The 20,506-nt window shown below is 53.2% G+C and carries 17 protein-coding genes and 3 pseudogenes; 2 read left to right on the top strand and 18 right to left on the bottom strand.

Annotated features, from left to right (window positions below):
* The first annotated feature begins 5 nt into the window (after positions 1-5).
* A complete protein-coding gene (locus tag WLO32_RS20535) occupies positions 6-1,262 on the top strand; it encodes a PTS ascorbate transporter subunit IIC (RefSeq protein WP_435946735.1) in 1,257 nt (418 codons plus the stop codon).
* A gap of 57 nt (positions 1,263-1,319) precedes the next feature.
* Here WLO32_RS20535 and phoU read toward each other — a convergent pair whose 3' ends face one another.
* From phoU to pstS, 5 genes and pseudogenes are all read right to left on the bottom strand, one after another.
* Positions 1,320-2,045 (bottom strand): phosphate signaling complex protein PhoU, encoded by a 726-nt coding sequence (phoU, locus tag WLO32_RS20530; RefSeq protein WP_121267553.1) that lies wholly within the window; start codon positions 2,043-2,045, stop codon positions 1,320-1,322.
* A gap of 13 nt (positions 2,046-2,058) precedes the next feature.
* Positions 2,059-2,832 (bottom strand): phosphate ABC transporter ATP-binding protein PstB, encoded by a 774-nt coding sequence (gene pstB, locus WLO32_RS20525; protein ID WP_435946734.1) that lies wholly within the window; start codon positions 2,830-2,832, stop codon positions 2,059-2,061.
* A gap of 47 nt (positions 2,833-2,879) precedes the next feature.
* On the bottom strand, positions 2,880-3,770 hold the full coding sequence (gene pstA, locus WLO32_RS20520; protein WP_435946733.1) for a phosphate ABC transporter permease PstA: 891 nt from the start codon (positions 3,768-3,770) through the stop codon (positions 2,880-2,882).
* A complete protein-coding gene (gene pstC / locus WLO32_RS20515) occupies positions 3,767-4,729 on the bottom strand; it encodes a phosphate ABC transporter permease PstC (protein WP_435946732.1) in 963 nt (320 codons plus the stop codon). Before pstC ends, pstA begins: the two co-directional genes overlap by 4 nt.
* A 128-nt stretch (positions 4,730-4,857) precedes the next feature.
* Positions 4,858-5,899: pseudogene (gene pstS, locus WLO32_RS20510) on the bottom strand (phosphate ABC transporter substrate-binding protein PstS).
* A gap of 196 nt (positions 5,900-6,095) precedes the next feature.
* Between pstS and WLO32_RS20505 the strand changes: the two are divergent.
* Positions 6,096-6,503 carry a hypothetical protein gene (locus WLO32_RS20505; RefSeq protein WP_435946731.1) on the top strand — a complete coding sequence of 136 codons (408 nt, stop codon included), beginning with the start codon at positions 6,096-6,098 and terminating at the stop codon, positions 6,501-6,503.
* A gap of 39 nt (positions 6,504-6,542) precedes the next feature.
* On the opposite strand, the gene WLO32_RS20500 is transcribed toward WLO32_RS20505, so the two are convergent.
* From WLO32_RS20500 to rsmG, 13 genes and pseudogenes are all read right to left on the bottom strand, one after another.
* Positions 6,543-8,105 (bottom strand): methyl-accepting chemotaxis protein, encoded by a 1,563-nt coding sequence (locus WLO32_RS20500; protein ID WP_435946730.1) that lies wholly within the window; start codon positions 8,103-8,105, stop codon positions 6,543-6,545.
* A gap of 494 nt (positions 8,106-8,599) precedes the next feature.
* Positions 8,600-10,429: a glutamine--fructose-6-phosphate transaminase (isomerizing) gene (gene glmS, locus WLO32_RS20495; RefSeq protein WP_435946729.1), complete on the bottom strand. Its 1,830-nt coding sequence runs from the start codon at positions 10,427-10,429 to the stop codon at positions 8,600-8,602.
* A gap of 200 nt (positions 10,430-10,629) precedes the next feature.
* Complete coding sequence (glmU, locus tag WLO32_RS20490; RefSeq protein ID WP_435946728.1) at positions 10,630-12,000, bottom strand: bifunctional UDP-N-acetylglucosamine diphosphorylase/glucosamine-1-phosphate N-acetyltransferase GlmU; 1,371 nt, start codon at positions 11,998-12,000, stop codon at positions 10,630-10,632.
* A gap of 324 nt (positions 12,001-12,324) precedes the next feature.
* On the bottom strand, positions 12,325-12,744 hold the full coding sequence (locus WLO32_RS20485; protein ID WP_121263706.1) for a F0F1 ATP synthase subunit epsilon: 420 nt from the start codon (positions 12,742-12,744) through the stop codon (positions 12,325-12,327).
* Between the two features lie 20 nt (positions 12,745-12,764).
* On the bottom strand, positions 12,765-14,147 hold the full coding sequence (gene atpD, locus WLO32_RS20480; protein ID WP_121263708.1) for a F0F1 ATP synthase subunit beta: 1,383 nt from the start codon (positions 14,145-14,147) through the stop codon (positions 12,765-12,767).
* Positions 14,148-14,181: 34 nt separating this feature from the next.
* On the bottom strand, positions 14,182-15,045 hold the full coding sequence (gene atpG, locus WLO32_RS20475; RefSeq protein ID WP_121263710.1) for a F0F1 ATP synthase subunit gamma: 864 nt from the start codon (positions 15,043-15,045) through the stop codon (positions 14,182-14,184).
* A gap of 50 nt (positions 15,046-15,095) precedes the next feature.
* Positions 15,096-16,638: pseudogene (gene atpA, locus WLO32_RS20470) on the bottom strand (F0F1 ATP synthase subunit alpha).
* Between the two features lie 12 nt (positions 16,639-16,650).
* Positions 16,651-17,184 (bottom strand): F0F1 ATP synthase subunit delta, encoded by a 534-nt coding sequence (gene atpH, locus WLO32_RS20465; protein WP_435946727.1) that lies wholly within the window; start codon positions 17,182-17,184, stop codon positions 16,651-16,653.
* Positions 17,185-17,198: 14 nt separating this feature from the next.
* Positions 17,199-17,669, bottom strand: a complete 471-nt coding sequence (atpF, locus tag WLO32_RS20460) for a F0F1 ATP synthase subunit B (RefSeq protein WP_121263716.1) — start codon at positions 17,667-17,669, stop codon at positions 17,199-17,201.
* Between the two features lie 61 nt (positions 17,670-17,730).
* The gene (atpE, locus tag WLO32_RS20455) at positions 17,731-17,970 is read right to left on the bottom strand and encodes a F0F1 ATP synthase subunit C (protein WP_000429386.1); all 240 of its coding nucleotides are present in this window, start codon (positions 17,968-17,970) and stop codon (positions 17,731-17,733) included.
* A gap of 48 nt (positions 17,971-18,018) precedes the next feature.
* The gene (atpB, locus tag WLO32_RS20450; RefSeq protein ID WP_121263719.1) at positions 18,019-18,837 is read right to left on the bottom strand and encodes a F0F1 ATP synthase subunit A; all 819 of its coding nucleotides are present in this window, start codon (positions 18,835-18,837) and stop codon (positions 18,019-18,021) included.
* Between the two features lie 8 nt (positions 18,838-18,845).
* On the bottom strand, positions 18,846-19,226 hold the full coding sequence (atpI, locus tag WLO32_RS20445) for a F0F1 ATP synthase subunit I (protein ID WP_435946726.1): 381 nt from the start codon (positions 19,224-19,226) through the stop codon (positions 18,846-18,848).
* A 612-nt stretch (positions 19,227-19,838) separates the two neighbouring features.
* Positions 19,839-20,463, bottom strand: a pseudogene (gene rsmG, locus WLO32_RS20440) (16S rRNA (guanine(527)-N(7))-methyltransferase RsmG).
* Positions 20,464-20,506: the final 43 nt, after the last annotated feature.

Below are 20,506 nucleotides of genomic sequence, written 5' to 3'. Positions count from 1 at the left end.
CTGATATGGATTTCTTTCGTTTTTTGATGAGCGATGTGCTTTCCGAACCGGCGGTGCTGGTCGGTTTAATCGCCCTGATAGGGCTGATTGCGCAGAAGAAACCGGTTACAGAATGCATTAAAGGCACCGTCAAAACCATTATGGGTTTTGTGATTTTAGGCGCAGGGGCGGGCCTGGTTGTCTCATCGCTGGGGGATTTCGCCACTATTTTCCAGCACGCCTTTGGTATTCAGGGCGTCGTACCGAACAACGAAGCCATTGTCTCCGTGGCGCAGAAAAGCTTCGGTAAAGAAATGGCGATGATCATGTTCTTCGCCATGGTTATCAATATCCTGATTGCCCGCTTCACGCCGTGGAAGTTCATCTTCCTGACCGGCCACCACACGTTATTTATGTCGATGATGGTAGCGGTGATTCTGGCAACCGCCGGCATGAGCGGCTTCACGCTGATTGCCGTAGGCTCGCTGGTGGTAGGCGTGGCGATGGTTTTCTTCCCGGCCATAGCGCACCCTTATATGAAAAAGGTTACCGGCTCTGACGATGTCGCCATCGGCCACTTCTCAACGTTATCCTACGTGCTGGCAGGCTTTATCGGCAGCAGGTTCGGTAACAAAGAGCATTCGACCGAAGACATGAACGTGCCGAAAAGCCTGCTGTTCCTGCGCGACACGCCGGTTGCTATCTCCTTTACCATGAGCATCATCTTCCTGGTGACCTGCCTGTTCGCCGGCGCCGAGGTGGTAAAAGAGCTAAGCGGCGGGAAAAACTGGTTCATGTTCTCGATCATGCAATCTATTACCTTCGCCGCCGGGGTGTATATCATTCTGCAAGGCGTACGCATGGTGATTGCGGAAATCGTTCCGGCGTTCAAAGGGATTTCCGACAAGCTGGTGCCAAACGCCAAACCCGCGCTTGATTGCCCGGTAGTCTTCCCTTATGCGCCTAACGCAGTGCTGGTGGGCTTCCTGAGCAGCTTCGTCGCCGGTTTAATAGGTATGGTCGCGTTATATCTGCTGAATATGACGGTGATTATTCCGGGCGTGGTGCCGCACTTCTTCGTCGGCGCGGCGGCTGGGGTCTTCGGTAATGCCACAGGCGGGCGTCGCGGGGCCATTTTCGGCGCGTTCGCGCAGGGTCTGCTGATTACCTTCCTGCCGGTATTCCTGCTGCCGGTGCTGGGTAATATCGGCTTTGCCAACACCACTTTCAGCGATGCTGACTTTGGCGTGCTGGGGATTCTGTTAGGGATTATCGTTCGCTAATCTTACGTCAGACATAAAAACGCCAGCGTAAGCTGGCGTTTTTTTATCGAATGTTCATCACTCTTTCGGATCTTTTCCCGCCAGCAGCTTATCCAGCTCGTCGCCGCCGACGTGACGGAAGTCCTGTCCCTTCACGAAATAGAAAATGAACTCGCAGATATTCTGGCAGCGGTCGCCGATACGCTCGATGGAGCGGGCGCAGAACAGCGCGGTCAGCACGCTTGGAATGGTGCGCGAATCTTCCATCATATAAGTCATCAGCTGGCGCACGATGCCTTCATATTCCTGGTCGACTTTTTTATCTTCGCGATAAATACGCACGGCCTCGTCCAGGTCCATGCGCGCAAACGCATCCAGCACGTCGTGCAGCATCTGCACCGTGTGGCGGCCCAGCGACTCCAGGCTCACCAGCAGCGGCTGATGCTGCTGGGAGAATTTCTCCAGCGCCGTACGGCAGATTTTATCCGCCACGTCGCCGATGCGTTCCAGCTCGGAAATGGTCTTGATGATCGCCATTACCAGACGCAGGTCACTGGCCGTCGGCTGGCGCTTGGCGATGATGCGCACGCAGGCTTCATCAATAGCCACTTCCATCATGTTGACCTTCTGGTCGCCGGCAATGACGCGTTTCGCCAGCTCGCTGTCCTGGTTATGCATCGCCGTGATGGCGTCGGAGAGCTGCTGTTCCACCAGCCCGCCCATGGTCATCACCTGGGTGCGAATATGTTCCAGCTCAGCGTTAAACTGGCCTGAAATGTGTTTGTTGAGATTGAGGTTGTCCATCATGTTCTCCAAATCAACCGTAGCGGCCAGTAATGTAGTCTTCAGTCTGTTTTTTAGCAGGGGTGGTAAACAGCGTGTCGGTTTCGCTAAATTCAATCAGCTCGCCTAAGTACATAAACGCTGTGTGGTCGGAGCAACGCGCCGCCTGCTGCATATTGTGGGTTACGATCACCACGGTGTAATCCTGTTTCAGCTCGGTAATCAGCTCTTCGATGCGCCCGGTTGAAATCGGGTCGAGGGCCGAGCACGGCTCATCAAGCAGCAATACGTCCGGACGGATCGCGATGCCGCGCGCGATGCACAGACGCTGCTGCTGGCCGCCGGAGAGGCTGTATCCGCTCTGGTGCAATTTATCTTTGGTTTCATTCCACAGCGCGGCTTTGGTCAACGCCCACTGCACGCGCTCGTCCATATCGCTGCGCGAGAGCTTTTCAAACAGGCGCACGCCAAAGGCGATGTTGTCGTAAATCGACATCGGGAACGGCGTCGGCTTCTGGAAGACCATGCCCACTTTGGCGCGCAGCAGGGCGATATCCTGGCTGTGGGTAAGAATATTTTCCCCATCCAGCAGAATTTCGCCTTCGGCGCGCTGATCCGGATAGAGCGAATACATTTTGTTAAAGGTGCGCAGCAGGGTGGACTTGCCGCAGCCCGACGGACCGATAAACGCGGTAACCTGGTTCTTCGCAATATCCAGATTGATGTTTTTCAGGGCATGGAACTTTCCGTAGAAGAAGTTCAAGTCGCGAACCTGAATTTTGCCCGGGGCAGTATCAACCATACTCATCTGTTTCTCTATCTCCATCCGGCGCCGCGGTTGCCGCGCCGTAAAATTTAACCGTGTTTGCTCTTCGAGAAAATCACACGCGCCAGAATGTTCAACAGCAGCACGCACAGGGTAATAATCAGCACCCCGGCCCAGGCCAGCTGCTGCCACTCGGCAAACGGGCTCATGGCGAATTTGAAAATCGTCACCGGCAGGTTAGCCAGCGGCTGCATCATGTCCGTGCTCCAGAACTGGTTTGAGAGCGACGTGAACAGCAGCGGTGCGGTTTCACCCGCAATACGCGCAATGGCCAGCAGCACCCCGGTGATAATCCCGGAAACGGACGCTTTAAGCGTAATGGCGGAAATCATTTTCCACTTTGGCGTGCCCAGGGCGTAGGCCGCTTCCCGCAGGCTGTCCGGCACCAGTTTCATCATGTTTTCGGTGGTGCGAATCACGATGGGAATTTGCAGCAGCGCCAGCGCAATTACCCCGGCCCAGCCGGAGAAGTGCTGCATTTTCGCCACCACGACGGTGTAGACGAACAGGCCAACCACAATCGACGGAGCGGAAAGCAGGATGTCGTTGATAAAACGAATAACTTCCGCCAGCCATGATTTACGCCCGTACTCCGCCAGATAAATCCCGGCCAGAATGCCAAGCGGCGTGCCGAACACCGTCGCCCACAGAATCAGCAGGCCGCTGCCCGCGAGGGCGTTCGCCAGCCCGCCGCCGGCCGTATTCGGCGGCGGCGTCATTTCGGTGAACAACGCCAGCGACATGCCGTCGATGCCGCGGGTAACCGTTGAGAGCAGGATCCATACCAGCCAGAACAGGCCGAACGCCATGGTGCCCATCGAGAGCGTCAGGGCGATGCGGTTTTTCATGCGGCGCCGGGCCTGCATTTTGCGGCGAGACTCCGCCAGCCGTGCGTCAGATTGCACTTCCATCGCGGTCATGAGCGCGTCCCCTCGTTCTTCGCCAGGCGCATAATCATAAATTTAGAGATCGCCAGTACGATAAAGGTGATAACAAACAGGATCAGGCCAAGCTCCATCAGCGCGGCGGTATGCAGGCCGGATTCCGCTTCGGCAAATTCGTTTGCCAGCGCCGAGGTAATGCTGTTGCCCGGCATATACAGCGAGGCGCTGTCGAGCTGGTAGGTGTTGCCGATGATAAAGGTCACCGCCATGGTTTCGCCGAGCGCGCGGCCAAGGCCGAGCATTATGCCGCCGATAACGCCATTTTTGGTGAACGGCAGGACGATGCGCCAGATAACTTCCCAGGTGGTGCAGCCGATGCCGTAGGCCGACTCTTTCATCATCACCGGGGTTTGTTCGAACACATCGCGCATAACGGAGGCGATGTAAGGAATGATCATGATGGCGAGGATCACGCCTGCGGCGAGAATACCTATCCCGAACGCCGGGCCGGAGAACAGCGCGCCCACAATCGGCACTGAAGAAAGGATATTGCCCACCGGCTCCTGGAAATAAGTCGCAAACAGTGGCGCAAAGATAAACAGCCCCCACATGCCGTAAACGATACTTGGAATGGCGGCTAACAGTTCAATGGCGATACCTAACGGGCGGCGCAACCAGCCGGGCGCCAGTTCGGTTAAGAACAGCGCGATGCCAAAGCTCACCGGAACGGCAATCAGCAGCGCGATAAACGAGGTGACCAGCGTGCCGTAAATAGGCACCAGCGCACCGTAAATGTCGTTAGGCGCGTCCCACTCTTTGGTCCACAGGAACGAGAAGCCAAACTTCTGGATGCTCGGCCATGAGGAGATGATCAGGGAGATGATGATGCCGCCCAGCAGAAATAGCACAATCAGCGCAGCCAGTCTTACCAGCGCGCTGAATATCATATCGCCTTGTTTGCCAGGGGCTTTAAACGTCGGCTTACTCACAGCCATAAATTACTCTTTTAGTTAAATGCGTTTTTTACGAAATGCCCGGTAGCGTCAGGCTTACCGGGCCTGCAGGTTCTCTGCAGGGCGGATAAGCACGGTCGCCATCCGCCATCTTCGTCAAAAATTTACCGTTAGTACAGCGCCTTACCGGAACTGTCTTTCACATTGGTTTTCCATGCGGCGCGAACCTGCTCAACCACGGCGTCCGGCAGAGTAGCGTAATCAAGGGCATTCGCCTCTTTTGCGCCGTCTTTATACGCCCAGTCGAAGAACTTCAGCACCTCAGCGCCCTGCTGCGGATTCTTCTGCTCTTTGTGCACCAGAATGAAGGTGGTGGAGGTGATAGGCCACGCGTCCGCGCCTTTCTGGTTGGTCAGATCCTGAGCGAAACTTTTGCTCCAGTCTGCGCCTTTCGCCGCATTAGCGAAGTTCTCTTCAGACGGGCTTACCGGCTTGCCGTCGGCGGAAACCAGTTTGGTGTAGGCGAGGTTGTTCTGCTTGGCGTAAGCGTACTCGACGTAACCAATCGAGCCCGGCAGACGCTGCACGAAGGCTGCGATACCGTCGTTACCCTTGCCGCCCAGACCGGTTGGCCAGTTAACGGTGGAGCCTGCGCCGATTTTAGACTTCCACTCTTCGTTCACCTTCGCCAGATAGCTGGTAAAGACGAAGGAAGTACCGGAGCCGTCAGCGCGACGTACAACCGCGATATTCTGCTGCGGCAGCTTCATGCCCGGGTTGAGCTTAGCGATAGCTTCGTCATCCCATTTTTTAATTTTGCCCAGGTAGATGTCACCCAGGGTTTTACCGTCGAGCACCAGCTCGCCGGATTTAACGCCCGGCAGGTTAACCGCCAGCACAACGCCGCCGATAACGGTCGGGAACTGGAACAGGGCCTTCCTGCGCCAGCTTGTCATCCGCCAGCGGGGCGTCCGACGCGCCGAAATCCACGGTGTTAGCAATAATTTGTTTAACGCCACCGGAGGAGCCGATACCCTGATAGTTTACTTTGTTACCAGTTGATTTTTGGTAGGTATCTGCCCATTTGGCATACACCGGCGCAGGGAAGGTTGCACCGGCACCGGTCAGGCTTGCGGCAGCATTCACGCCGAAAGCGCTCAGGGATAAGGTCGCGGCGACAACAGTTGCGACGGTGGTACGCATAACTTTCATAATGTCTCCTGCAGAGGTGTGAACGTAATTCGTTGTTTAATGGATGCAGGATAGAAAATAGGACAGTTTGGTGACAGTTAAATGTACGAATTATGACAGTTTTATGACAGACGAATCTTTTCGTTACCTCCACATTTAATACATTGTTTATTAGTACAAATATCTTGTTAACCCCACATAAAAAATGGAATACGCAATGAGAAAATACCTGTCGGTTTTGTTATCAGCATCCCTGATGATTATTTCAGCTACCAGCTATGGAAAGGCAATAGAATATTCAGGATATGAGATGTTTCCCGATGGAATAGCCACCTTTAGCGGCAGCAACGACAAGGTCTTATCCTCTGGCTGGAAAATAAGAGACCTGGAGGAGATGAGAGCCACCTTAAATAAAACCTTTGCCAAACAAGATGATATACTCGGAAAAGCCGATGAACAATCGCGTAAAATAAGCGATCTGACCAACAAGATTTCACAACTCGAAAGCAAGAATTCGGCCCAGGAAAGCAAAATCGATCGGTTGCAAAGCAGCCTTGATGAGATGAAGCGCAGCAACGATAGCCTCTCGAATCAGATGAAAGACTTATCAAGCAAAGTGAAGTGATGGAACGCACCCCGCCATCAGCTGGCGGGGTGTGACGTTTTACTCAACCGAAAACGATTTTGCAAGATTATGCGAACGCTTGCTTTCTCCCATCAGCCGGAAGAAACCGACCCTGTCCATAAGCTGCCGGGCCTGTTCATGAAGGCTGGAAGAGGCCCTTGAGGTTTGTGCGATCAGCGTAGTGTTTTGATGGGTAACGGTATCTATGGCGTTCATGCTTGCGGATACCTGCTCAATCACCAGATTTTGCTCCTCCGCTCCCGCTTTAATTTCCTCTATCAGGCTGGAAACCTGCGTGACGGAATCGACAGCGGTTTTGATTTTATCGTTGGTTTCCGTGACCAGCTGGACGCCGCTGGCAATTTCCGAAGTGGTCTGATTAATCAGGCTGCGAATTTGCTGCGCCGCTGTTGAACTGCGCTGCGCCAGGCTACGCACCTCGCTTGCGACAACCGCAAAGCCACGCCCCTGCTCGCCCGCGCGGGCAGCCTCAACCGCGGCGTTAAGCGCCAGAATATCCGTCTGGCCGGCAATATTGGTAATAATGCTGTTAATTTCCGAAATAGCCTTTGAGCTCTCCTGAATAGTGTTCATCAGCAGCCGGGTTTCTTCAGCAGCGTTACCTCCCTCCATAGCCATTCGTTTGGCGTTACAGACGAGATCGTTAGCCTGGACGGCATTTTCCACGTTGCGCTTAACCGTGTCCCTGATTTGCTCCATGCTGGCCGTCGTTTGCTGCAAGGCTTCGGTATTGGAAGAAAGCTTATTACTGCCGCTGGAAATTTGATTGGCGCCGGCGGTAATAGTCTCTGCGCTGTTACGTACCTGAGAAATTAGCTTGATGAGATTATCCTGCATGCTCTTCAGGCCGCGAATGGTTTCCCCGATTTCATTACAGCTGCCGTCATCAATGCTGGCGGCCAGGTTCCCTTTCCCCACCTCCTGAAGATGCTGATTAACGGTATTTAAGCGATCGATAATCTGCCTGCGCAACCAGATGCGCGTCAGGAAAAACACGCACAGGGTGAAAGATATAGATATAATGGCGATCAGGTAGCCTGAATAAGCCGAGCGCTCGATTTGCGCATTAATTTTAACTTTCATATCATGGCTGAGCTTTGAATATTCATTCACGCCGGCCCAAAAAGGCGCCGACGAGCTGCCTAAATTCAAATCCGTAGCCTCGCCTTTTTCAATGCTGGCTATTTTTTCCGTTACCACCTTAAGATAAAGATCGAGCGCGGCCTGGGTTTTTTCAGAAATACCTTGTGCGGCGGCCATTTCCTTCGGCGCTTTAACCCATTCAGCCACGATAGCTCGCGACTCATCGGAAACCTTCTTTATGGAACCGACCATGGCGTTGTTAAACACGCTGTTTGCGTACCTGTCATAGGCGATATAATTAAGCTGCGCGCTGATATCAAAGACCTTTACGATAACCGAGGCCAGCTTCTCTTTTTGCTCATCTAATTTTTCGACTTTGCTGTAAAGATCCTGTGATTTGAAGAGTGAATAGGTAGAGCTTACGGAGATAAAAGTTAATAAGAATAAAAAGAACAACAAAATAATCTGTATAGCGGTATTAATTTTTAAATTAAACATTCAACACACCAATATATTATTCACCCAAAGACATGAACGAGACAGGAATTAATTTAAATAATGAGAAATCACTCACTATAAACTTTAGCTTTATTGATATATTAATATTCATCGAATCTATAATCACCTCACTCATCCTTAAGTCAGTTAAGAATTGATGCTACGATAAAGTGACGCGGATTTACAAGATAAAACATACAATTTAATATCGCGAAATATAGATGCAAAACCGCTGCGTATTCCGGCGATAATAATCATTATTCAGCGGTTGTTTATTGCTGATTTATTTCTTACCCTGTCTTAAAGCTGACAGGCGAAAGCACTATATCGCTAATAACTTACCGGATAACGAGGGACAGGATGCGCAGGAAGCGGCTTCAGGGAAAAGAGAAAAGCGAGGAATTTCAATAATCCGACCGCGAATTCCGATGAACAGCTACATCGGAAAACGCGATCGAATTAAATCTTAACGGTCAAACGCAACGGGCGTGGCGTTATTCCACGGTAACCGATTTTGCAAGGTTACGCGGCTGATCCACATCGGTGCCTTTGATCAGCGCCACGTGGTAGGACAGCAGCTGCAACGGCACGGTGTAGAAGATAGGCGCGATAACCTCTTCTACATGCGGCATCTCGATGATGTGCATATTGTCGCTGCTGGCGAAGCCGGCATCCCGGTCAGCGAAGACGTACAGCTGGCCGCCGCGGGCGCGCACTTCTTCAATGTTGGATTTCAGCTTTTCCAGCAGTTCGTTGTTTGGCGCCACAACGATAACCGGCATATCCGCGTCGATCAGCGCCAGCGGGCCATGTTTCAGCTCGCCTGCCGCATAGGCTTCCGCGTGGATGTAAGAGATCTCTTTAAGCTTCAGCGCGCCTTCCATAGCGATGGGATACTGATCGCCGCGGCCTAAGAACAGCGCGTGATGCTTGTCGGAGAAATCTTCCGCCAGCGCTTCAATGCGCTTGTCCTGCGAGAGCATTTGCTCGATACGGCTTGGCAGCGCCTGCAGCCCGTGCACGATATCGTGCTCAATCTGCGCGTCAGCCCCTTTCAGACGACTCAGCTTCGCCACCAGCATCAGCAGAACGGTCAGCTGGGTAGTAAAGGCTTTGGTGGAGGCCACGCCGATTTCGGTGCCGGCGTTAGTCATCAGCGCCAGATCGGATTCACGCACCAGGGAAGAACCCGGCACGTTACAAATGGCCAGCGAGCCCAGATAGCCCAGCTCTTTCGACAGGCGCAGGGCCGCCAGGGTATCCGCCGTTTCGCCGGACTGGGAAAGGGTGATCATCAGGCTGTTACGACGCACCGCGGATTTGCGATAGCGGAACTCGGAGGCGATTTCCACATCGCAAGGCACGCCGGCCAGCGATTCAAACCAGTAGCGAGAAACCATCCCGGAGTTGTAGGAGGTGCCACAGGCTACGATCTGAATGTGCTCAACCTGAGACAGCATTTCGTTGGCTTTTGGACCCAGCTCGGTCAAATCCACTTCGCCGTGGCTGATGCGCCCGACCAGGGTGTTTTTGATGGCGTTAGGCTGCTCGTAAATCTCTTTTTGCATGTAGTGGCGATAAATACCTTTATCGCCCGCGTCATACTGCAGACTGGATTCGATGTCCGGGCGCTGAACCTGCTCGCCTTTAGTATCAAACACGGTGACGGCGCGACGGGTTACCTCAGCGATATCGCCTTCTTCCAGGAAGATAAAGCGGCGGGTCACCGGCAGCAGCGCCAGCTGGTCGGAAGCGATGAAGTTTTCACCCATGCCCAGGCCGATAACCATCGGGCTGCCGGAGCGCGCGGCCAGCAGAACGCCCGGGTTACGGGTATCCATAATGACCGTGCCGTACGCGCCACGCAGCTGAGGAATAGCGCGCAGCACCGCTTCACGCAGCGTACCGCCCTGTTCCAGCTCCCAGTGGACTAAGTGAGCAATAACTTCGGTGTCGGTCTGTGAGGCAAAACGGTAGCCGCGCGCCTGTAAGGCTTCACGCAGCGGCTCGTGGTTTTCGATAATGCCGTTGTGAACGACCACAATGTGTTCAGACACATGTGGGTGAGCATTAACTTCAGAAGGTTCGCCGTGAGTCGCCCAACGGGTGTGGGCGATACCGGTTCCGCCGTGCAGCGCGGTTTCTTCGGCGGCTTCAGCCAGTTTCTGGACTTTACCCAGACGACGCAGGCGGGTTACATGACCCTGTTCGTCCACGACCGCCAGGCCCGCAGAGTCATAGCCACGGTATTCCAGACGACGTAATCCTTCGAGAAGGATTTCAGCAATATCACGTTGCGCGACCGCGCCAACAATTCCACACATAGTAGTTAATTCCTGATAATGGCGTTCCCGCCATATGTTGTCGCTGACCTGTATTTCCCGGTTATCCGGGGCCCCGAGCCTTGTAGAGAGTGGGGTTATAGTTTTGGTACTGCACCGGGCGGAGGAATTATGGTTTCCCCTCGCCAAAATTTTTACCCGGGCAGACGGGCAGCGCTGCGCTTACCCGTCTGCTGATACAATTACTTTTTCTTCACCGGACGCTGCCAGCCCTGAATATGGGTCTGTTTTACGCGGCTGACGACTAATTCATTTTCGGCCACGTTACGGGTGACGGTAGTGCCTGCGCCGATGGTCACGCCGCTGGCAACGGTGACCGGAGCCACCAGCTGGGTGTCGGACCCGACAAACACATCGTTACCGATAATGGTTTTGTGCTTGTTTGCGCCGTCATAGTTGCAGGTGATGGTGCCCGCGCCAATGTTCACGTTGTCGCCGATTTCCGCATCGCCCAGATAGCTTAAATGACCCGCTTTCGAGCCTTTACCCAGACGCGCTTTTTTCATTTCGACGAAGTTACCGACGTGCGCGCCTTCCGCCAGCTCGGCCCCCGGACGCAGACGTGCGAAAGGACCAATGGTGCAGGCAGCCGCCAGCCGGGAATCTTCCACGACGGAATAAGGGCTTATTTCGCAGTCGTCGCCGATAACGCAGTTTTTAAGCACGCAGCCGGCGCCGATTTTGACGCGATGGCCGAGGGTGACGTCGCCTTCAATAATTACATTAGTATCGATCTCTACATCACGCCCGTGGGACAAGACGCCGCACAGATCGAAGCGCTCAGGATCGCGCAGCATAACCCCCGCCAGCAGCAATTTATCAGCCTGTTCGGTCTGATATACGCGCTCAAGCCGGGAGAGCTGCAGGCGGTTGTTCACGCCTTCCACTTCGCTTAGCCTTTCCGGATGCACCGCCGTGATTTCACGCCCTTCCTGATGCGCCAGCGCAATGATATCGGTGATATAGAATTCACCCTGGGCATTGTTGTTATCCAGCTTGCCCAGCCAACGCTTAAGATCCGCGCCGTTGGCAATCAAAATGCCGGTGTTGATTTCGTTAATTTTGCGCTGCTCTTCCGTGGCGTCTTTGTGTTCCACAATGCCGACAACGGTGCCATTTTCACGATTGATACGGCCATAACCGGTTGGATCGTCAAGTTTTACGGTCAGCAGGCCGATGCCGCCCTGCGGTTTGGCCTCGCACAGACGCGTGAGCGTTTCAACGGAAATCAGCGGCACGTCGCCGTACAGCATCAGGATGTCTTCATCATCCGCAAAGAACGGGGCTGCCTGCTGCATCGCATGGCCTGTGCCCAGCTGCTCGGCCTGCAAAACCCAATTCAGGGAGTCATCGCTAAGGGTTTGTTTAAGCAGATCGCCGCCGTGGCCGTAAACCAGATGCACGCGCTGTGCGCCTAAATTATTAGCCGCATCAATGACATGCTGCACCATTGGTTTCCCGGCAAGGGTATGCAGCACCTTCGGGAGGTCGGAATACATGCGGGTCCCTTTGCCTGCGGCAAGGATCACCACGCTCATCGCACTGTTTGACATACGCGTCCTGACTTTTAATTGTGAGAGAAGTAAAACGATTTCACGTTGAAATTTCTACATATTTTGCAGCAAAAAACCCGTTGCCGGAAATTCAGGCTTTAACGGGGATTTATCCTGCCTGCTGCGCTCAAGTGTAGGCAGATTCAGGCCAAAAATGTATAGCCCATCGGCCTTAATCGCGGCATCTCTTTGGATTACCGCTTCTTTTCGACCGGGAATAAAGCCGCCCGGCGGTGATAAAAAGCGGTAAAGTTGTCATATTGATGGCAAAAAAAAATGCCAGTGAGGAAATACTCACTGGCATTTGTCTTTTCAAGCAGGTAGTTACATCGCTTTTCTGGTCAACTCGATAACGCGCAGTTTCGCGATCGCCTTAGCCAGTTCAGCAGAAGCCTGAGCGTAGTCCACATCACCGTGGGAGCTGTGGATGTGCTCTTCCGCTTTACGTTTCGCTTCCAGAGCTCGCGCTTCGTCGAGATCCTGGCCGCGAATTGCGGTATCAGCCAGCACGGTAACCGTGCCCGGCTGCACTTCCAACACACCACCGGACAGGTAGATGTACTCTTCATGTCCGTGCTGTTTCACGATGCGGATCATACCAGGCTTAATGGCGGTGAGCAGCGGGGCGTGGCCTGGGTAAATCCCCAGTTCACCTTCGCTACCCGTTACCTGGATCTTTTCGACCAGACCAGAGAACATTTGTTGCTCTGCGCTGACGACGTCCAGGTGGTAAGTCATTGCCATGTCACCCTCCGATTAAGGCGTTAAAGTTTTTTAGCTTTCTCAACGGCTTCGTCGATAGAGCCAACCATGTAGAACGCCTGCTCTGGCAGATGGTCGTATTCGCCGTCCATGATGCCTTTAAAGCCACGGATGGTGTCTTTCAGCGACACATATTTGCCTGGAGAACCGGTAAAGACTTCCGCGACGAAGAACGGCTGAGACAGGAAGCGCTGGATCTTACGCGCGCGTGCTACCACCAGTTTATCTTCTTCAGACAGCTCGTCCATACCGAGGATGGCGATGATGTCTTTCAGTTCCTGGTAACGTTGCAGAATAGACTGCACGCCGCGCGCGGTGTCGTAGTGTTCCTGACCTACAATCAGCGGATCCAGCTGACGGCTGGTGGAGTCCAGCGGGTCTACTGCCGGATAGATACCCAAAGAGGCGATCTGACGGCTCAGTACCACGGTTGCATCTAAGTGAGCAAAGGTGGTGGCTGGTGATGGGTCAGTAAGGTCATCCGCAGGTACGTATACCGCCTGAACGGAAGTGATGGAGCCGGTTTTCGTGGAGGTAATACGCTCCTGCAAAACACCCATCTCTTCTGCAAGCGTAGGCTGATAACCTACCGCAGATGGCATACGGCCCAGCAGTGCGGAGACTTCCGTACCGGCCAGGGTATAACGGTAGATGTTATCGACGAACAGCAGAACGTCGCGGCCTTCATCACGGAATTTCTCCGCCATGGTCAGACCGGTCAGCGCAACGCGCAGACGGTTGCCCGGTGGCTCGTTCATCTGGCCGTAGACCAGGGATACTTTGTCCAGAACGTTGGAGTCGGTCATTTCGTGGTAGAAGTCGTTACCCTCACGAGTACGTTCGCCCACGCCTGCAAACACAGAGTAACCGGAGTGCTCGATCGCGATGTTACGGATAAGCTCCATCATGTTTACAGTTTTGCCTACGCCCGCACCGCCGAACAGACCAACTTTGCCGCCCTTCGCGAACGGACACATCAGGTCGATAACTTTGATGCCGGTTTCCAGCAGATCCTGGGAGCTTGCCAGCTCTTCGTAGGTTGGAGCAGGGCGGTGGATAGCCCAACGCTCTTCTTCACCGATGTCGCCTTTCATGTCGATTGGATCGCCCAATACGTTCATGATACGGCCCAGAGTGGCTTTACCCACTGGCACTTCGATTGGGTGATCGAGGTTGGTGACAACCAGACCGCGACGCAGACCGTCAGAAGTCCCCATGGCGATGGTACGAACCACGCCACCACCGAGCTGCTGCTGCACTTCCAGCACCAGACGGTCATTACCGTTTGTAACCTCGAGGGCGTCGTACACTTTTGGTACGGCATCCTGAGGGAACTCGACGTCCACCACGGCGCCGATTACCTGGATAATCTTTCCAGTAGCCATCTTGTTGAATCCTCTACGTAATTCGTAAACCTGGTTATACCGCGGACGCGCCACCGACGATTTCGGTGAGTTCCTGAGTAATGCTGGCCTGACGAGCTTTGTTGTATACCAACTGCAGCTCTTTAATCAGGCTGCCGCCATTGTCGGTAGCGGCTTTCATCGCCACCATTCGTGCGGCCTGCTCGCTGGCCAGGTTTTCTACGACGCCCTGATAAACCTGAGATTCCACATAACGACGCAGCAGGGTATCCAGCAGCGCTTTCGGATCAGGTTCATACAGATAATCCCAGGATTTCTTTTTCAATTCGCCGTCTTCTGCTGGCGGTAACGGCAGCAGCTGGGTGATTGTCGGAACCTGAGACATAGTGTTTATAAATTTGTTGCTGACAACATACAGCTTGTCCAGACGGCCTTCATCATAGGCCTGCAACATCACTTTCACCGGGCCAATCAACTCGGACAGGGAAGGGTTATCGCCCATACCGGTCACCTGAGCAACAACATTGCCGCCCACGGAGTTGAAGAAAGAGACGCCCTTAGAGCCGATCATCGCGATTTCGCTCTGAACGCCTTTATCGGACCACCCTTTCATGTCAGCCAGCAGCTTTTTGAACAGGTTAATGTTCAAGCCACCGCACAGACCACGGTCAGTGGACACCACCAGGTAGCCCACGCGTTTGACTTCGCGTTCATCCAGGTAGGGGTGTTTGTATTCCAGATTACCCAGAGCAAGGTGGCCAATCACTTTACGCATGGTGTCTGCGTAAGGACGGCTGGCGGCCATGCGTTCCTGCGACTTACGCATTTTGGACGCGGCGACCATTTCCATTGCTTTGGTGATCTTCTGCGTGTTCTGGACGCTTGCGATCTTACTACGTATCTCTTTTGCGCCGGCCATGAGCTTCTCCTCAATGCCTTGCGGCTTGCCCTAAGACAAGCCGCCAGACTTTACCAGGACTGAGTTGCTTTGAAGGAATCGAGGATGCCTTTCAGCTTGCCTTCGATTTCGTCGTTATAGCCACCAGATTGGTTGATTTCCTGCATCAGCGGAGCATGGTCACGGTCAACGTACGCCATCAGAGCGGCTTCGAAGCTACCGATTTTAGCCAGTTCCACATCTTCGAGGTAACCACGTTCAGCAGCGAACAGAACCAGAGACTGCTGTGCCACGGACATCGGCGCATACTGTTTCTGTTTCAGAAGCTCGGTCACTTTCTGACCGTGGCTCAACTGTTTACGGGTCGCATCGTCAAGATCAGATGCAAACTGAGAGAACGCAGCCAGTTCACGATACTGCGCCAGAGCGGTACGAATACCACCGGACAGTTTTTTCATGATCTTGGTCTGAGCTGCACCACCAACACGGGATACAGAGATACCCGGGTTAACCGCAGGACGAATACCGGCGTTAAACAGGTTGGATTCCAGGAAGATCTGACCATCGGTAATGGAGATTACGTTGGTCGGAACGAACGCGGAAACGTCACCAGCTTGCGTTTCGATAATTGGCAGCGCGGTCAGAGAACCGGTTTTCCCTTTCACTTCACCTTTGGTGAAGGCTTCAACGTATTCGGCGTTAACACGCGCAGCACGCTCCAGCAGACGGGAGTGGAGGTAGAATACGTCGCCCGGGAACGCTTCACGACCTGGTGGACGACGAAGCAGCAGGGAGATCTGGCGGTAAGCAACGGCCTGTTTGGACAGGTCATCGTATACGATCAGCGCATCTTCACCGCGGTCACGGAAGTATTCGCCCATTGCGCAACCGGCATACGGCGCCAGGTACTGCAGCGCAGCGGATTCAGAAGCGGTAGCGACAACCACGATGGTGTTAGCCAGCGCGCCGTGCTCTTCGAGCTTACGCACTACGTTCGCGATGGTTGAGGCTTTCTGGCCGATAGCAACATAGATACATTTGATGCCGGAATCACGCTGGTTGATGATGGCATCGATCGCCAGCGCGGTTTTACCGGTCTGACGGTCACCGATGACCAGCTCACGCTGGCCACGGCCGATTGGAATCATGGCGTCAACAGACTTATAGCCGGTCTGTACCGGCTGGTCTACGGACTGACGCTCGATTACGCCCGGTGCAATCGCTTCAACGGCGGAAAAACCGTCATGCTCAAGTGGACCTTTACCGTCGATTGGCGCACCCAGGGTGTTCACCACGCGGCCCAGCAGGGCCACGACCGACAGGAACTTCAAGAATACGGCCGGTACACTTAACCTTCATGCCTTCGGCAAGGTCAGCGTACGGACCCATGACTACCGCACCTACAGAGTCACGCTCGAGGTTCAGTGCGATAGCGTAACGGTTTCCCGGCAGGGAAATCATCTCACCCTGCATAACATCGGCCAGGCCGTGTACGCGGATGATACCGTCACTTACGGAAACAATAGTACCTTCGTTGTGAGCTTCGCTCACTACATTGAACTGAGCAATGCGCTGCTTGATCAGTTCGCTGATTTCGGTGGAATTCAGTTGCATGCTCCAGTCCCCTTAAGACTGCAAGACGTCTGTCAGGCGATCAAGACGGCCGCGTACGCTGCCATCAATGACCATATCACCCGCACGGATGATGACACCTGCCATTACAGACTTATCAATTTTGCAATTCAGCTTCACTTTGCGTGACAGACGTTTTTCCATCGCGGCGCTGATTTTCGAGAGCTGTGCTTCACTCAGTGCGCTGGCGGAAGTCACTTCGACTTCAACCGTGGCCTCCTGGGCTGCACGCAGTTGCACGAATTGCTCCAGAACATCAGGAAGAACCCTCAGACGCCCGTTTTCAGCCATCACCCGAATCAGGTTCTGGCCGTTCGCGTCGAGTTGGTCACCACAGATAGTGATAAACGACTCAGAGAGCGTTTCCGGAGCCAGGGCTCCGGAAAGAAGCTCTGCCATTTCTTCGTTTTTCGACACCTCGGCGGCGAAAGCCAGCATATGCTGCCAGTTATCGACGCTGTGGTGTTCAACGGCAAAGTCAAAAGCTGCTTTGGCGTAGGGGCGAGCTACAGTAACAAATTCAGACATCAGCCCCTCCCTCCTTACAGTTCAGCGACCAGTTTATCAACGATGTCGCTGTTAGCAGCTTCATCCACGGAACGTTCAATGATCTTCTCGGCACCGGCGATAGCCAGCAGAGCGACTTGCTTACGCAGCTCTTCGCGAGCGCGTTTACGCTCTGCGTCGATTTCTGCCTGAGCCTGTGCGACGATTTTGTTGCGTTCCTGCTCTGCCTCGGTTTTAGCTTCTTCAACGATTTGAGCACGGCGTTTGTTCGCCTGTTCAATAATCACCTGAGCTTCTGCTTTGGCTTTTTTCAGCTGGTCGGTCGCGCTGGCCTTTGCAAGGTCAAGGTCCTTATGTGCACGTTCTGCAGAAGCGAGGCCGTCAGCAATTTCTTTTTGACGCTTCTCGATGGCAGCCATTAACGGCGGCCATACGTACTTCATACAGAACAGAACAAACAGGACAAACGCGATGGCCTGGCCGAGGATTGTTGCGTTAAGATTCACAGCACAATGCCTCTTTGTTAGTTAACGTTCTGATATTGCTTGGTATCTTAAGCAACGCTCACTACGCGACGGCGAACATCACGTACAGACCCAGACCAACAGCGATCATCGGGATTGCATCTACCAGACCCATAACGATAAAGAACTGAGTACGCAGCAGAGGAATCAGATCAGGTTGACGCGCAGCGCCTTCCAGGAATTTGCCCCCGAGGATGCCGATACCGATCGCAGCACCGATTGCCGCCAGACCCATCATCACAGCGGCAGCCATGTACAGCAGATCCATATTCAGGTTTTCCATGACAGTCTCCAGTTTGTTTCAGTTAAAACGCAGTAGTGGTAAGTAAAATCAATGCTCTTCGGACGCCATCGACAGATAGACAATCGTCAGAACCATGAAGATGAAGGCTTGCAGCGTAATGATCAGGATGTGGAAAATGGCCCATGGCACATTCAGAATCCACTGTGACCACCACGGCAGCAGGCCAGCAATCAGAATGAAAATCAGCTCACCGGCATACATGTTGCCGAACAGTCGCAGACCCAGTGATACAGGCTTGGACAGCAGGCTTACCCCTTCAAGGATTAAGTTGACAGGAATAAATGCCCAGTGATTGAACGGCTGCAGCGTCAGCTCTTTCGTGAAGCCGCCTATGCCTTTCATTTTGATGCTGTAGAACAGAATAAGGATGAATACGCCAAGCGCCATGGACAGGGTGATGTTCACGTCCGCAGACGGTACCACGCGCAGCGCAGGCAGGCCGAAGACGTGCTCGCCGATGTACGGCAGCAGATCGATTGGCAGCAGGTCCATCAGGTTCATCAGGAATACCCAAACGAAGATCGTCAGGGCCAGTGGAGCGATAACCTTGCTTTTGCCATGGTACATGTCTTTCACGCTGCCATGCACAAAGCCAATAATCAGCTCAATCGCCGTCTGGAACTTGCCCGGTACGCCGCTGGTGGCGGTTTTCGCGACCTTGCGGAAGATAACCAGGAACAACAGACCCAGAACCACTGAGAAGAACATGGAGTCAATGTTGAGCGTCCAGAAGGTGGCCGGGGGGTTATGCGGATCCACCAGCGAGAAAGTACGCAGGTCCAACTGAAGGTTATTCAGGTGGTGGCCTATATACTCCTGCGGTGTAGAGATTTCTCCTGCAGACATGATGCCTCTTACCCTTTGTTGTTAATTACAGCTGGTGCGAGTATCTGCACAACCAGCACCGATAACCAGGTCACTATCAGCGGCAAAACCACCGCCTTAAAGCCTGCCAGCGCCACCACCAGAATGATAAAACTCGCAACCACCTTTAACACTTCACCGATGGCGAATGTCCAGGCCACGCGGCCTCTAGCGGGTGTATGCGCCTGATGACGCCAGGCAAAAATCATAAACAATACGTTTGGCAGCCAGGCTGCCAGGCCTCCGCCGACAGCAGAAGCGCCCCATGAGGGGTCTTTGAGGCAAAACAGCAATCCCATTGCCATCACTGCCAGAAACTGAACGAACAGAAGCTTACGGGCCATGTTCCAACTTAAGAGCGACACCGACATGACGTTTCCTTCTCCCTTAGAGGTATGTCGCGTGTCGTATAAAACTGTCTTTACGACTCAGAGTCAAGCCTCAAAAAGCGAGCAAATTATACGGTGCGGCCCCGTGATTTCAAACATTAAGTAGCAAAAAGGTGAACAAATGTTTAAATAATTTTCTGCACGCTTATTTTTCAACTTTTGCTGATTCCTGGACATTTCCTGAAAAAGTGCAAATAAGCAAATGAACGGCCCGGCAAAGCGTGTTCGCGATCACATATTAGACAACCCACATCCGTCATCCATTCGCCTGTCTCTGAAAGCAATAATGACAGGTGATTGATAAATAAGCTGATTACGGCATACTCTTTTGAAAATAAAGCGCAACACGATAAAAACCTTTTATTGACATTTTTGTTAAACCTTTAACAAATTGTCATTCCATTTTGTGGATGGATTTTTAGCAGGTTTATATTTTCAGTGTTGATTATTTCCCTGCTTAGCAATACCGCCAGCGTTAAAAATCAGGAAAACATTTGTTGCCGCTTGGTTAAATGTAACCGTCGGTGTCGATAATAATGGCCCGCCTTTTTAACCTTGTTGAAACATCGCTTTTTCCACTTTTTTTGATAAATATTAATTTCTGTTTGGCTTAATAATCACCAGATGCCGTTCGCCATCAAGCGCAGGAACCTGCAAACGGATGATTTCTTCTACGCTAAATGCCGCCGGCAGCGCGGCGATTTCATCGTCCGGGCGCAGGCCCTTTGAGCGCGTAAAAACGGCCCTTTTCCGCCGGCAGGTGATGACACCAGTTCACCATATCCGTCAGGGAAGCGAACGCACGGCTAATGACGCCGTCAAAGCCGGGTTCGCCGGGGAAGGCTTCCACGCGGCTTTGCACCGGCGTGATGTTATCAAGATGCAGTTCGTGCTGAACCTGGCGCAGGAAACGCACGCGCTTGCCTAAGCTATCAAGCAGGGTGAAATGCGCGTCCGGACGAACGATAGCCAGCGGAATGCCGGGCAGTCCCGGGCCTGTGCCCACATCAATAAAACGCGTCCCTTGCAAATGCGGCTCAACGACGATGCTGTCGAGTATATGCCGGACCAGCATTTCGTCAGGATCGCGTACCGAAGTCAGGTTATACGCTTTGTTCCATTTGTGGAGCAGCTCAACGTAGCCCACCAGCTGTTGCTTCTGGTTTTCAGGAAGCGTAATGCCGGCGTTTTCCAACAGACGATTCAGTTTGTTCAACACGGTTTTCAGTACCCATCAAAAAAAGGGGCCAGGATAACCTGGC

The sequence above is a fragment of the Dryocola mayonis genome, assembly GCF_051307045.1.
Taxonomy (GTDB): domain Bacteria; phylum Pseudomonadota; class Gammaproteobacteria; order Enterobacterales; family Enterobacteriaceae; genus Dryocola.
Note: the sequence above shows the minus strand (reverse complement) of the source record. Positions and strands in the feature narration are given on the sequence as shown.

Coding starts and splice junctions, on each gene's coding strand:
- WLO32_RS20535 (WP_435946735.1), top strand. CDS start 6: ATGGATTTCTTTCGTTTTTTGATGAGCGATGTGCTTTCCGAACCGGCG.
- phoU (WP_121267553.1), bottom strand. CDS start 2,045: ATGGACAACCTCAATCTCAACAAACACATTTCAGGCCAGTTTAACGCT.
- pstB (WP_435946734.1), bottom strand. CDS start 2,832: ATGAGTATGGTTGATACTGCCCCGGGCAAAATTCAGGTTCGCGACTTG.
- pstA (WP_435946733.1), bottom strand. CDS start 3,770: ATGACCGCGATGGAAGTGCAATCTGACGCACGGCTGGCGGAGTCTCGC.
- pstC (WP_435946732.1), bottom strand. CDS start 4,729: ATGGCTGTGAGTAAGCCGACGTTTAAAGCCCCTGGCAAACAAGGCGAT.
- WLO32_RS20505 (WP_435946731.1), top strand. CDS start 6,096: ATGAGAAAATACCTGTCGGTTTTGTTATCAGCATCCCTGATGATTATT.
- WLO32_RS20500 (WP_435946730.1), bottom strand. CDS start 8,105: ATGTTTAATTTAAAAATTAATACCGCTATACAGATTATTTTGTTGTTC.
- glmS (WP_435946729.1), bottom strand. CDS start 10,429: ATGTGTGGAATTGTTGGCGCGGTCGCGCAACGTGATATTGCTGAAATC.
- glmU (WP_435946728.1), bottom strand. CDS start 12,000: ATGTCAAACAGTGCGATGAGCGTGGTGATCCTTGCCGCAGGCAAAGGG.
- WLO32_RS20485 (WP_121263706.1), bottom strand. CDS start 12,744: ATGGCAATGACTTACCACCTGGACGTCGTCAGCGCAGAGCAACAAATG.
- atpD (WP_121263708.1), bottom strand. CDS start 14,147: ATGGCTACTGGAAAGATTATCCAGGTAATCGGCGCCGTGGTGGACGTC.
- atpG (WP_121263710.1), bottom strand. CDS start 15,045: ATGGCCGGCGCAAAAGAGATACGTAGTAAGATCGCAAGCGTCCAGAAC.
- atpH (WP_435946727.1), bottom strand. CDS start 17,184: ATGTCTGAATTTGTTACTGTAGCTCGCCCCTACGCCAAAGCAGCTTTT.
- atpE (WP_000429386.1), bottom strand. CDS start 17,970: ATGGAAAACCTGAATATGGATCTGCTGTACATGGCTGCCGCTGTGATG.
- atpB (WP_121263719.1), bottom strand. CDS start 18,837: ATGTCTGCAGGAGAAATCTCTACACCGCAGGAGTATATAGGCCACCAC.
- atpI (WP_435946726.1), bottom strand. CDS start 19,226: ATGTCGGTGTCGCTCTTAAGTTGGAACATGGCCCGTAAGCTTCTGTTC.